This is a genomic window from Alkalimonas collagenimarina (genome assembly GCF_030717845.1).
In the GTDB taxonomy this organism is placed as follows: domain Bacteria; phylum Pseudomonadota; class Gammaproteobacteria; order Enterobacterales; family Alteromonadaceae; genus Alkalimonas; species Alkalimonas collagenimarina.
Genome location: NZ_JAUZVZ010000014.1, coordinates 58,626 through 71,598, shown reverse-complemented (window position 1 = coordinate 71,598; position 12,973 = coordinate 58,626). Strand labels below are relative to the sequence as shown.

The window sequence follows — 12,973 nt, the reverse complement described above, 5'->3', positions numbered from 1 at the left end:
GATAACCCTAGCCGCAATAACTGACTAGCCCACCTTCTGTCGGGCAATACCTATAACCCGAGATATTTTTTATATGCTGTTAGGATACGAAGTATACCACTGGAAGCTCGTGACAAAAATATGAATTATGCTTCAAAGACATAGATATAAAAAAGCCTCCATCAAGGAGGCTGTCTACTTATTTAACCTGACACGGTTTCAATTGCCAGACCCGGTCCACATAATCCTGGATCGACCGATCCGAGGTGAACTTGCCAACACAGGCAGTGTTCATGATGGCTTTTTTCGCCCAGCCAGCTTGATCACGATACCAGCCATCGATTTTTTGCTGTGCGGCTTGATACGACTCAAAATCGGCCAATACCAGGTAAGGATCGCCACCTTCCAATAAACTATGCTTGATGGATGCCAGTTCGCCAGGTTTACCGGGCGTAAAGTAATCGGTTTCCAGCCAATCCAGCACCGCTTTGATTTCCGGATTCTGGTGGTAGTAGTCATGACTGTCATAACCTTCTGCCCGCAGCGCTTTTACTTCATCCACGGTTAAACCAAAGATAGAGATATTGTCATCGCCCACTTCTTCTGCAATCTCAATGTTGGCACCATCCAGTGTACCCACGGTAATAGCACCATTTAATGCTAGCTTCATGTTGCCAGTACCCGAGGCTTCTTTGCCTGCAGTAGAGATTTGCTCGGACACATCCGCTGCCGGGATCATTTTTTCCGCCAGTGTCACCCGGTAATTCGGCATAAAGACGACTTTAATGCGATCTTTCACCCGCTTATCGTGGTTGATTTTTTCACCCACTTTATTGATGGCATAGATAATCTCTTTCGCCAACTTGTAGCCAGGTGCTGCTTTGGCACCAAAAATAAAGACGCGCGGTACCATGTCGTAATCCGGGTTTTGCAGAATGCGGCGATACAACGCCAGTATATGCAGCAGATTCAGGTGCTGACGTTTGTATTCATGCAAGCGTTTAATCTGAATATCAAAAATCGCGGACGGATCCACCGCAATACCGGTCAGTTCTTTAATAACCTTGGCCAAGTCTGCTTTGTTTTGCTGTTTGATGGCCATAAAATCATCTTGTACTCTGGCATCATCGGCAAAGTCAGCCAGCTTTGCTAACTCTTTCAAGTTGGTCGGCCAGGTGGTGCCAACCAAACGATCAAGCATAGAGGAAAGACGGGGATTACAGGCTTTCAACCAGCGACGCGGAGTGACACCATTGGTGACATTGGTGAACTTATCTGGCCATAACGCCACCATCTCAGGGAACAGATCCGATTGCACCAGTTTCGAATGCACTTCCGCCACTCCATTGACACGAAAGGATCCCACCACAGACAAGTGGCCCATTCGCACCATCGGGTTGTGACCTTCTTCAATAATGGATAATTTACGCTTCTTGTCATTATCGCCAGGCCAAAGTACATCCACTTGCTCCAGCAAGAAGCGACGGTTGATTTCGTAAATGATTTCCAGATGCCGTGGTAACACTTTTTCAAACAACCGAACCGACCAGCTTTCCAGTGCTTCTGGTAATAAGGTATGGTTGGTGTACGCAAAGACCTGCTGACAAATGGCCCAGGCTTCATCCCATTGCATATCGGCTCTATCGACCAAAATACGCATCAGCTCTGGGATAGCAACCGCTGGGTGAGTATCATTTAATTGGATCACCACCTGCGCAGGGAACTGGCTCCAATCATCGCCATGCGAACGCTTATAGCGGCGGATGATATCTTTTAAAGAGCAAGAGCAGAAAAAGTACTGTTGAATTAAACGTAGCTCTTTGCCGGCGTCAGTATCATCATTTGGATACAATACTTTGGAAATCGTTTCGGCTTCGATGTTCTCACGAGACGCATCAACATAACCGCCCGAGTTAAACACATCCCAGTTAAAGAAGTCACTGGCCCGGCTTTCCCACAAACGCAACACGTTGACAGAGCTGCCCTGATAACCAACCACCGGAATATCCCATGGCACACCTTTAATGATACGCCCCGGGTGCCACACTTTTTTCATTTGGCCCTGCAAGTCGTATACGGTTTCAACATAGCCATAAACCGATATTTCCTGTACGGACTCTGGCCGGCAAATTTCCCATGGGTTGCCGTATTCACGCCAGCTATCGGGCCGCTCTATTTGCCGGCCATTTTGAAAAGCTTGTTGAAACAAACCATGCTCGTAATGAATGCCATAGCCGATAGCTGGCAAGTTCATCGTGGCAAGTGAGTCGATAAAACACGCAGCCAAACGACCTAAGCCACCATTGCCGAGCGCCATATCTTCTTCTTGATCTTCCAGCTCAGCGATATCGTGTCCCAGCTCCGACAACGCCTGTTTAGCCTGCGCATACAATCCTAAGTTATGTAAATTGTTGCTGAACAGGCGGCCCATCAGGTATTCAAGGCTAAAATAGTGTACGGCGCGGGTATCTTGCTCATAATGGGCACGCTGAGTGGTTCGAAGGCCATCATAAACCACTTCGTTAACAGCGGCACAGGTAGCGCGCCACCAGGCTTGTGCACTGGCTTTGTTGACGTCGGTGCCTAAACTGGCATGCAGATGACGGATGATGCGCTCTTTTAATTGCTCAGCGGTAGGCTGTGACTCAATAGCGGCCACAAGCGATTTGGTCTGTTTCTTAGTCATTGCCAATCCTGTTGGTTAGTGAATCACCTGCCCATCTAAGCTTAGTCATTCGCCAGATGCAGACAAGTGAAATATTTCCTCCTATTAGATGTAAAAATATTACAAAAAACAAGGAGGGAATACGTTTGCAGTGCCATTGACAATGAAATATCGTAATATTATTACAGGTTAATGACCGTTCAAGCGGTACTGGCGGCAAAAACCTGCTCAACAAAAGCCTTGGCATCGGCTTCCAGCAGTGCCAAATGCTTGCCATCGACAAAACTTTCCAGATAAATCTTGTAGGTATTTTCCGTACCAGATGGCCGGGCCGCAAACCAACCGTTGGCAGTCACCACTTTTACTCCGCCAATACCAGCCTGATTGCCCGGTGCTTCGGTCATCACCGCCTGAATGGCATCCCCGGCCAGCGTCGTTTGTGTGACGCTGTTAACATCCAATTGCTTTAACGCCTGCTTTTGCTCCGGCGTAGCGGCGGCATCCAACCGTCGGTACAGTGGGTTGCCCAGTTCTTTGGTTAATGCCTGATATTGTTGGTATGGGTCGACTCCGGTAGTGGCCAGAATCTCTGCTGCCAAAAGGCCCAGAATAAAGCCATCTTTATCGGTACTCCAGACCGTGCCATCAAAGCGCAGGAAGCTGGCTCCCGCGCTCTCTTCACCACCAAAGGCCACTGTGCCTTGATGCATGCCATCGACAAACCATTTAAAGCCAACCGGCACTTCGAACAAGTTGCGGCCACGGGCCGCGACTACCCGGTCGATCAAGGCGCTTGATACCAGCGTTTTGCCAATTTTCAGGTCAGTGGACCAATCCGGGCGATTGCTCAATAAATAGTTTATGGCCACAGCCAGGTAATGGTTCGGGTTCATCAGGCCGCCACTTCGGGTCACAATGCCGTGGCGATCAAAATCCGGATCATTGCCTATAGCGATGTCGTACTGATCTTTTAACTGGATCAGGCTGCTCATCGAATAAGCAGAGGAGCAGTCCATGCGGATGACCCCGTCTTTGTCCAATGGCATAAAGCCAAAAGTTGGGTCCAACTTGGTATTGACGACCGTTAAATCTAAGCCATAGCGCTCAGCGATCACCGGCCAATACGCAATACCTGAGCCACCTAAAGGATCAACCGCAATGCGGATGCCAGCTTTAGCGATAGCTGCCATATCCACCACATTGGCAAGATCATCGACATAAGGGCCGATGTAATCGTATTGATGGCAAAGTGGCGATGCCAAGGCTTGTTCAAAATCAATGCGTTTGACATCGGTTAAGCCTTTGGCCATAAGCGCATTAGCACGTTGCTGAATTGCATTGGTCACATCAGTATCGGCCGGGCCACCATGCGGCGGATTGTATTTAATGCCACCATCTTGCGGTGGGTTATGCGAAGGCGTAATCACCAAACCGTCGGCTTGCACACTGTTGGCTTTGTTAAAGCATAAAATAGCATGTGAAATCACTGGAGTCGGCGTAAAACCAGCATCTTGCTGAATGTATATCTCAACGCCGTTGGCCACCAACACTTGAACCACAGAGGCAAAGGCAGGCTCAGATAAGGCGTGGGTGTCTTTTCCCACAAAGACAGGGCCTGTAATACCCGCTTGCTGACGATACTCGACCATAGCCTGAGTAATAGCCAGAATATGTGCTTCATTAAAGGAATGCGCCAGAGCACTGCCCCGATGGCCTGATGTACCAAAGCTGACTTGATGACTGGCTTGCTGCACATCTGGCTTTAGTTCGTAGTAGCTTGTCAGCAACTGACAAACATTGACCAACTGCTCGGCTGTGGCGACTTGTCCTGCTTGGGGATGAATTGACATTGCGGTTTCCTTATACCATATCGCGAATTTGTTCCGCTTCTGCTTCCGTGTAGCCAAGTGTAAGCGCCACTTCTGTCAGCATCATCTTTTTACGGGTGGTGTTGGAGTTGGTCATCACCCAAAAATCAGTATCGGGTATGGCCTTGGGGTTGGTGCTACTACCCGATTGCAGCAACTCACTTTCGCTACGTCCAAAGTACTGACGATCGCGACCTTTAATATCCAAAACCGCACTGAACTGCGTCGGATGCGTTTTAGCCAAGGCCGATAGAATAAGTAAAAACCGCCCGACAATACTCGACTCAGCTTGCAAGTCTTGCCGGCTGATACGATCAAAAATACGTCCGGTTACTGGTGTGCTTGCTGCCTTTGGCGACGGTGCAGGAGATGACGGCTGCTCAGCAGTTTCTTCTGGTGGTGGCACCTCCGCAGTGGCGGAACCAAGCAATAAACGCCGTAAAATCTCTGAAGCACCTTCGCCAATTTGCTGGGTTTGGCTGGCTATGTATTGGTATAAATCATCATCAATTTCGATAGTTTTCATGCGTTAAGCCTGTTTCAATAATTCAGAGTAGTATACAAATCCCGCCTGCCAGATACCAGCTTGGTATCATCCTCAATTGGAGTTCTGTTACCATATATACCTGACACAGTTTAAAGTACAAGCACAGTAAGATAAAACGGATCCTTCATGAAACTTCACTACGAACAACGAGGCTCTGGGCCTTGCTTGGTATTACTGCATGGTTTGTTCGGTAGCCAAGATAATTTGGCGGGAATTGCCAGAGCAGCAGAGGCCGATTTTACCGTCATTAGTATGGATTTACGTAATCACGGTCAATCGCCACATAGCGATAGCATGACGTACTCGCAAATGGCTGCCGATGTACTCGACACCCTGCCTGCTGATATCGAGGCATTTTTCCTGCTTGGTCACTCCATGGGAGGAAAAGTTGCCATGCAACTGGCGTTGGAGCAGCCTGAGCGTGTGCAAGCACTGGTCGTGGCTGATATTGCGCCAGTGGTCTATGATTCACGCCACGATAGCATCATCAAGGCGATGCAAAGTGTAGACATCGATCAAATCACACAACGCAGTGACGCGGACCAGCAACTAGCGCGCACCATTACGGAAAAAGGGGTTCGGCAGTTTTTACTGAAGAATCTACAAAAGCACGATGATCGCTTTGTCTGGCGCTGCCATTTACCAGCGATTGCAGCTTGTTACCCAGAGGTTTTAAAAGCCCCTGAAAGCACGAGCAGCTATGAAAAACCAGTGTTGTTTATTAAAGGCGCCAACTCCGATTACATCCTGCCTGAGCATCAAGAACCTATTCGGCAGTTGTTTCCAAAAGCCGGGGCAAAAATCATTCACGGTGCCGGCCATTGGCTGCATGCCGAGAAACCGGCAGCCTTTAACAAGCTGGTATTGGATTTTTTGCAGAAGAACCAAGCGTGATTTTGTGATAAAACAATAAAAGTCAGCCAAATTTATGCTATAGTGCGCGCGATTTTTTTTCACCAGTGTGAGCATTATGGGTCATGATATTGAGCTGTACGAGTCGTTAGCGCTGTGGGTTGGATTAGCGGTGCTATTCTTCTTTATTGGCATGGCTATTCAGGATGTACTAAAAAAAGGCCAGGTGCCACTATTCGGCAGGGTCTTCGTCTGGATCGTCTTGTTTGCTGGCTGTGCTGGTTTTATTGCTAAAGGCGTGATCCAGTTTTTTTATGAAACCCAAGGCTTGGGGTAATGGCAAAAAGCAATAACGACCGCACTACGCCCGATCTATTCGCACTGGAAAAACGTCCAGGCCGGCCGCGTACCAATCCGCTGCCCCGGCAAGAGCAGTTAAAGTTTAATAAGCGCAATCAGATTAAACGCGATCGGGAAAAGGGCTTGAAGCGTATAGAGTTTAAATTGTCAGCTGAGCTGTACGACCGTTTATCGGGCGCAGCCAATCAGCAGAAAATGACGCGCAGCGCTTATTTAGAGCATATTTTAACCACCGTTTTAGTTAAGTAAAAGGCAACATTCATGGCAACAGTAGGTATTTTTTTCGGCAGTGATACCGGTAACACGGAGCACATCGCCAAAATGATCCAGAAAGAGCTGGGCAAGCATCTGGTAGAAGTACGAGATATCGCCAAAAGCAGTAAAGAAGATATTGCTGAGTTTGATTTGCTGCTGCTGGGGATTCCAACCTGGTATTACGGTGAGGCACAGTGCGATTGGGATGATTTCTTTCCCGATCTTGAAGCCATCGACTTCAATAACAAACTGGTTGCTATTTTTGGCTGCGGCGATCAAGAAGATTATGCAGAATACTTTTTGGATGCAATGGGTACCCTGCGTGACATCATTGAGCCAAAAGGTGCTATTTTGGTTGGCAACTGGCCGATTGCAGGCTATGACTTTGTTGCATCAAAAGCCATGGCAGATGATGACCATTTTGTCGGGCTGGGTATTGATGAAGATCGTCAACCCGAGCTGACCGAGCAGCGGGTGAAAGACTGGTGCAAACAAGTCTACGAAGAAATGTGTTTAAAAGAGCTGGAAGGTCTATAAGCTATAAGAACAAGGGCATGCCATGCATGCCCTGTTTAGCAACAACTGCCCTAACGACAACTCTTTTTCTTGCGCACATAAATCGTCCGGTTTACTTCACACACTATATTGCCCTGCTTGTCTTTGATATGTACCAGAAACTCAGGAAAGTGTTTATCTCCGTCGTCCGTCGCGGCTTTAATAGCCTGTAACACACTATCCGATAGCCAGAATTCGGCCGTTAGCACTCCGCGACCCGGTGCAATAAAATCGATATCTGCTTTTTTATCCCAAACATGGTAATCCGGCCCCAGCGCGCCCATCACCATCAATGGGTAGATTGGATCGGTCATCGCAAACATCGAGCCGCCAAATTGAGTTCGATTGATGTTTTTGGTCCATGGCCGCGATTTCAGCTTGACGCGCACATAACAAAAATCATCCCTGATCCGTTCAACCTTAATGCCACTGAATAAAAAAGGCGGCCAACAGTTTAGTACAAACTGTAAGAACCTTGGTTTCATTGCCCATTGCATAACTCGCGCCCACTGGTATGACCTGATAAGGTATTGTACGATAATGACAATAAAACACCAAGCATGCAAAAGCGATTGCATAGAGCCTGAGCAGTCAATCCATTTAGCATTTGATAAAAGCTGCAATGGCTTTATAATCGATGGTATCTAGTAGCAACAGAAGCATCTTATGACTGATAATAATACTGAACTTCGCAAAGCTGGCCTGAAAGTCACCCTGCCCCGAGTTAAAATTCTGGAGATTTTGCAGGATCCGAATAACCAGCATATCAGTGCAGAGGATGTTTATAAATTATTGCTCGATCTTGGCGAGGATATTGGTTTGGCGACCGTGTATCGGGTACTGAACCAGTTTGATGATGCTGGTATCTTAACACGCCATCACTTTGAAGGCGGTAAGTCGGTATTTGAATTGACAGGCTCCAGCCACCATGACCATCTTGTCTGCTTAAATTGTGGTCGTGTGATTGAGTTTGAAGACGATACCATTGAACGCAAACAGCTGGAAATTGCGAACCGCAATGGCTTGAAGCTCACCAACCATAGTTTGTACTTGTATGGCGAATGCGAGCAAAAAAATAGCTGCCCGCACAATACAGACAATTAAATACAAGCCTGCCAGAAAACGCCGTTGGCCGTCGGGTCACTCCTGCCAATCGAGCCAACGCTTACTAAGCCGGTAGCTGGCGTAACTAAACCATTCAGTCGTCAGCTTGGCATAAAAGTCGTAATTGCTCAAATTAACTGTCAACCAGCAATGCCATGGACAATTCAGCGGCCTAAAGGTCGCTGTACTCGCTGCTAAAAACTCACCATTCAATTGATGTTGCTCAATCAAACGTTGTATCCGCCAGCCATGATAATCGCTACTGACAAATAACAATGGCTGCACTTGAGTAAAGCGCTCAGCCAATTGATAAAACTCCTGGTAGGTATTGTCGCCACCATCAAAGCAATCGATCACACCACTGATCCCCTGCTGTAACAAGTAGTCGGTATAAGGCGTACAGTGTCTGGTTGTAATAACAATGCCTGAGGGTTGAGGCTTATCTGCTAGCAAGGTTACGACATGATCTAACCGGTTACGGGCGCAGGCAGGTAAAGAACTGGGGGAACCACCGCACCCCATCACCACCAGAGTGCCAGGCTCACGAGAACGGTCTTGGTTTAACGTCGTGGCTGGTTGTATCTGCTGTTGTTGCCAGCTGCGAACTTGATTGGCGAGAAAGCTGTTGCCGAGAAGATAAAACCACAAAAATAACAGCCATAAACCCTTTTTACGGTAGGCGATAGCCGCTAGCAGCAAACCGTACAAAAATAAATTCTGTGGGTACAATGCCAGTTGAATAAAGTCAGTCATGTGCCAGCTCCTTTTCAGATGGTGTAAATGAGCGTTTGGCAACACTTAACAACCAGGCATTCCACATCATCCATGGCAACCAGAGCATGCCAGATGTCAGCACATGGCCAGCAACCAGAGCAAGTAACACGAGCATCAGATTTAACATCAGGACAATACGCCCCTCTGCCGCCCCACGGCAACGCCAACCGAGCCACAGTAGAAATGCTACCAAGCAAAGCAGCCAGCTCATACCTACCACACCAAAAAATACCATCACATCAAATGCATCGGATTCAGCAAAGTATTTTCTGACATGCAATTGAATACCAGCCTGACCAACTCCAAGCCACTGATGCCAGATGGCAAACTGTTCACGAAAAGCTTGCCAAATGTGCTGCATATAAAGATCACGCGATGATAAGATCAGACCGATCATGCCTTTTTCCTGATACACCCAGCTTAGCTTGTCATACAACCCCAATCCTGTCAGCACTGGTTGAAGCCACCAGGGGCTTAAAACAAGCAACAGCAGCACGCTAATCCCCATCCACCAGAGCCCTTTTTTGCGCGTTGCAGCTCTCAGATGCAATAAAGGAACGAAAAGGATGATGCTCACCACACCGAGCAGGGCCGTCTTAGTCAGTAACTGCAGCGCACAAAATAATGCCACCGTACTTAACAGCACATAAAGCCCACGATAGCGTTGCCAGCTTTGGTGCAATTGAAAGGCAGTCAGTACCAGTAGCAAAGCAGATACCTCATTAGCAGCTCGCAAAAACCCGCTGCTACCCAGTGCCGCCAGCTCTATCTGATCCATTGGACTATAAGCCGCATAGCCAAACCCCATAAAGCCAAATACAAAACTAAACAATAAGGCTACCGAGCTAATATGCATGATCAACTGCAACATAGCCTGCGCATCCTCCGGTTGTTGCCGGGCATAATGCCAAAAGCACAATAAAACGATGGCTGGAGCCATCAGCTTGCCTGCTAAAATAGCATCTTGACTAAAAGGCAAGACAGGCTGATACAGATGCTGGCTCAAGGCCGGCCCCACAAGCATGATGACAGGGACTAGCAGTAGGCATAGTGAGAGCCAACGGCGAGATTCAACCTGCCAGATCACGCCGAGCATGCACAACAACAGTATCGCCTTATACACCACCGATAACGGCCAGTGCAGCCAGTCTGCGGCAGACAAGGCGCCTTGGGTAATATCAAGCAGCAAATAACAAGAGGCACAAAGAAAAATGACTTTGCACCAAGCAGGCATTCGGCAAGCTACGGAGTAATCAGCCAAAGAAACCTCGCCAGCCCTTTTGCAGCAGCCGCAGTCGCAACTGGCTTAACCAACTCAACTTCATTTTGAGATAATAGCGGATTTTAAGCCGGATCAAGCCAAAGCGGCAGGTAGCCACTAATTGTGGAAGTGACATTGGTAACTGCTGCATACTATGCCGGTAAAAACGCTGATTTTGTCTATTGCGCTCCGTCATCTGCGGTTGATGTTTCTTTACAAAGTCATCATGAGCCTGCAATCGTTTCGGTGAGCCAGTAATTCGCCCGGCTTCGTGTCCGGCATTCACCTGATAACTGATCTCGGCAATGCGTCGGGCAGGCCCAAACCGGGCAACAACCCGCACCCACATATCGTAATCTTGAAATGCAGCCAGTTGTTCATCAAAGCCACCTAACTCCTGCATAAAGCGGGTTGGTACCAAGGCTTGATTCGATAAATTGTGAACATCGAGTAAGGTTTGAAGATCAACCATCTCATCGCTGGCATAGCATGTCTTACTCACTTTGCCGTAATGCCACAAGTAACCTGAGCATACCATCGAATCTTCTGGTTGATAGGCCGCTAACAGGCTGGATAACCGATGCGGATAGAAAACATCATCGTCATCCAAACCAGTGACAAATTCACCTTTTGCTATCGCTATCGCGGTATTACGGGCAGCACAGGCGCCGCGACTTTGTTCATGGCGGAGCAGCGATATTTTTTCCTCGCTGCCGTAGCGCTGATTCAGCTCCTGCCAGCTCTGATCGGTGGAGCCATCATCCACCACAATCAACTCAAAGTGAGGGTAGTCTTGTGCCAATACCGACTCAATGGCACTGACCGCCATACGCCAGCGATTGTGGGTTGGCATGTATACCGTGATGAAAGGGGGTTGCTCAGCCATGTTACTGTCGCTATTCATAAGCGTCCTCGAAGTACCAGCCATAGATAATGAAATAACTTACCCTGCCGACCAACACGGCTGGGCTGACTTAGCAAACGATAGGCCCACTCAAGGTGGAGTTTGCACCAGATAGCCGGGGCTCGTTTTACATTGCCCGTAAACACATCGTAGCTGCCCCCTACTCCCATAAAAAAGCAAGCAGGCAATTGCTGTTTGCAGCGATCAATAAATTGCTCCTGCTTCGGAGATCCCATCGCTACGGATATCACTTGAGCCCCACTTTGCTTTATGGACTCAATGACCTGCTGTTCATCGCCGAAGTACCCATCGGTTGCTCCCACCACATGCACATGCTGCTGCTGTAACTTCGCTTTGGTTTGCGCCAAAACTTCAGGCTTAGCGCCCACCAGATACACCGGCACCTTAAATTCAGCGCAACGAAGCATTAAGGCTTGCCATAGCTCACAGCCGGGGATCCGTTGGATCGGCCGCTTCAAACGTTGCCGCATCACGGCCACCACACCGATACCATCAGCATAGCGGATTTCAGCCTGCTGCAACATGCTGGCAACCGAACTATCTTGGCGTGCCGTCATGATTTTTTCCGGATTAATAGCAATGGCTGAACCCGCAAACACAAAACCTTGCTGATCGACGATGGTTTCGAGCAGTTGCTGCTGGTCCTGATAAGCACCGATCTGCAACGGACCAATAAGCACCGAATCTACATTATCCTTTGTCATACCGCGGTATCCTTGATGACTGCCAGCTGTTGATACAGCTGGGCTACTTTTTGAGCTATGACCGATAACAGCTGCCCCTCTGCGTAACAACGACCATGCTGTTGCATGGCTTGATAGCTTGGCTCCGGCAACTGCCAAAACTGCTGCAATGTCTGTTCTAAGCGAACTATAAGCTCGTCTTCCTGCTCATATTGAGGAATAAGCACACCATATTCAGCCTGCAATTGAGCTGTTGAGCCATCCGTAACCGTTGCTATAACGGGGGTTGAACAAGCCAGCGCCTCGGTCATCACCAAACCAAAGGATTCCTGCCTTGATAAACTCAGCAGTACCTTACTTCGTCGGTACCAACTGATCAGCTGGGTTTGCGACTGCATCGGCAGCCAGCGTATGGTTGGGTACTGCTTGGTCCAGCCTTCCACTTCGTGCTGCATCGCGCCCTGTCCGATAATCACCACTTGACGCTGAGCCAGTTGCGGCAGCAATCGTTTTAATCGGTCCAGCCCTTTATTGTGATCCAGACTCCCCACAAACAACAGATCAATGTCTTTTTCCCTCCAAGAGAGTGGCTCAACATCGGCAAAGTCGGCAGCAATACCGGCAGAGAGGACACAAGCAGAACGAACGGGTTGGCTAAACCGCTGCTGCAAGGCTGAACTTGTAAAGATCCAGTGGTCCACCCAGCGCGTGCACCAGCGATAAGCGAAGCTTGCTGGCTGATAATGGTAAATATCGCTGCCATGGCACGTCACCACAATAATCGCCTTGCGATTGCGCAGTACTTTATAAAGGATGGCCAGCCAAATGGTTGGGTAATAAAAATGAACATGCAGCAATTGATAGGTTTTTCGTCGGCACAGGTAACGCCAGAAAAAAGACAGTGCCCATACCGGGTATTTAAAACAACGATTTAATAACGTATCCTGATGCCAGCGCATGAAATGATAATCCGTTTTCATGGGCAAGGCACGACGCTGCTGTTCAATAAACTGCCCTTGTACTGGGGCCGATGGTTTGGGCCCCATATTGCTGATCAGCAAGATTTGCATCAAAATGGTTCGCTCATTCTTCATCTAAAGTTGGCTAGGTTTGTTCAGCGTAGCGACAGGCTAATGACTGTAAGC

Annotated in this window: 14 protein-coding genes; 5 read left to right on the top strand and 9 right to left on the bottom strand. The window is 48.3% G+C overall.

Going from position 1 to position 12,973, the window contains the following annotated elements:
* Positions 1–178 precede the first annotated feature (178 nt).
* The 3 genes from Q3O60_RS11215 to seqA form a co-directional block, all read right to left on the bottom strand.
* Positions 179–2,665: a glycogen/starch/alpha-glucan phosphorylase gene (locus tag Q3O60_RS11215; RefSeq protein WP_305894023.1), complete on the bottom strand. Its 2,487-nt coding sequence runs from the start codon at positions 2,663–2,665 to the stop codon at positions 179–181.
* 179 nt (positions 2,666–2,844) lie between these two features.
* Complete coding sequence (pgm, locus tag Q3O60_RS11210; protein ID WP_305894022.1) at positions 2,845–4,494, bottom strand: phosphoglucomutase (alpha-D-glucose-1,6-bisphosphate-dependent); 1,650 nt, start codon at positions 4,492–4,494, stop codon at positions 2,845–2,847.
* Between the two features lie 10 nt (positions 4,495–4,504).
* On the bottom strand, positions 4,505–5,038 hold the full coding sequence (gene seqA, locus Q3O60_RS11205) for a replication initiation negative regulator SeqA (protein ID WP_305894021.1): 534 nt from the start codon (positions 5,036–5,038) through the stop codon (positions 4,505–4,507).
* 147 nt (positions 5,039–5,185) lie between these two features.
* Between seqA and Q3O60_RS11200 the strand changes: the two genes are divergently transcribed.
* The 4 genes from Q3O60_RS11200 to fldA all read left to right on the top strand — a co-directional run bounded on the left by Q3O60_RS11200 (position 5,186) and on the right by fldA (position 7,063).
* The gene (locus Q3O60_RS11200) at positions 5,186–5,953 is read left to right on the top strand and encodes an alpha/beta fold hydrolase (RefSeq protein WP_305894020.1); all 768 of its coding nucleotides are present in this window, start codon (positions 5,186–5,188) and stop codon (positions 5,951–5,953) included.
* Positions 5,954–6,029: 76 nt separating this feature from the next.
* Complete coding sequence (locus Q3O60_RS11195) at positions 6,030–6,248, top strand: DUF2788 domain-containing protein (RefSeq protein WP_369812661.1); 219 nt, start codon at positions 6,030–6,032, stop codon at positions 6,246–6,248.
* Positions 6,248–6,520, top strand: coding sequence for a LexA regulated protein (gene ybfE / locus Q3O60_RS11190; RefSeq protein ID WP_305894019.1), 273 nt, complete (start codon positions 6,248–6,250; stop codon positions 6,518–6,520). Before Q3O60_RS11195 ends, ybfE begins: the two co-directional genes overlap by 1 nt.
* Positions 6,521–6,532: 12 nt before the next feature.
* Complete coding sequence (gene fldA, locus Q3O60_RS11185; RefSeq protein WP_305894018.1) at positions 6,533–7,063, top strand: flavodoxin FldA; 531 nt, start codon at positions 6,533–6,535, stop codon at positions 7,061–7,063.
* 50 nt (positions 7,064–7,113) lie between these two features.
* Here fldA and Q3O60_RS11180 read toward each other — a convergent pair whose 3' ends face one another.
* Positions 7,114–7,578, bottom strand: a complete 465-nt coding sequence (locus Q3O60_RS11180) for a DUF4442 domain-containing protein (RefSeq protein WP_305894017.1) — start codon at positions 7,576–7,578, stop codon at positions 7,114–7,116.
* Between the two features lie 169 nt (positions 7,579–7,747).
* Here Q3O60_RS11180 and fur point away from each other — a divergent pair, with 169 nt between their 5' ends.
* Positions 7,748–8,185, top strand: coding sequence for a ferric iron uptake transcriptional regulator (gene fur, locus Q3O60_RS11175; RefSeq protein ID WP_305894016.1), 438 nt, complete (start codon positions 7,748–7,750; stop codon positions 8,183–8,185).
* Between the two features lie 36 nt (positions 8,186–8,221).
* Here the strand turns inward: fur and Q3O60_RS11170 are convergent, their stop codons facing one another.
* Genes Q3O60_RS11170 through Q3O60_RS11150 form a run of 5 tightly spaced genes read right to left on the bottom strand, consistent with a single transcriptional unit; the run spans position 8,222 to position 12,898 of the window.
* A complete protein-coding gene (locus tag Q3O60_RS11170) occupies positions 8,222–8,938 on the bottom strand; it encodes a YdcF family protein (RefSeq protein WP_305894015.1) in 717 nt (238 codons plus the stop codon).
* Positions 8,931–10,193, bottom strand: coding sequence for an O-antigen ligase family protein (locus tag Q3O60_RS11165; protein WP_305894014.1), 1,263 nt, complete (start codon positions 10,191–10,193; stop codon positions 8,931–8,933). Before Q3O60_RS11165 ends, Q3O60_RS11170 begins: the two co-directional genes overlap by 8 nt.
* Positions 10,194–10,212: 19 nt before the next feature.
* On the bottom strand, positions 10,213–11,124 hold the full coding sequence (locus tag Q3O60_RS11160; protein WP_305894013.1) for a glycosyltransferase: 912 nt from the start codon (positions 11,122–11,124) through the stop codon (positions 10,213–10,215).
* A complete protein-coding gene (locus Q3O60_RS11155) occupies positions 11,121–11,849 on the bottom strand; it encodes a WecB/TagA/CpsF family glycosyltransferase (RefSeq protein WP_305894012.1) in 729 nt (242 codons plus the stop codon). The genes Q3O60_RS11160 and Q3O60_RS11155 overlap by 4 nt, the downstream gene beginning before the upstream one ends.
* Complete coding sequence (locus Q3O60_RS11150) at positions 11,846–12,898, bottom strand: glycosyltransferase family 4 protein (protein ID WP_305894060.1); 1,053 nt, start codon at positions 12,896–12,898, stop codon at positions 11,846–11,848. The genes Q3O60_RS11155 and Q3O60_RS11150 overlap by 4 nt, the downstream gene beginning before the upstream one ends.
* Positions 12,899–12,973: the final 75 nt, after the last annotated feature.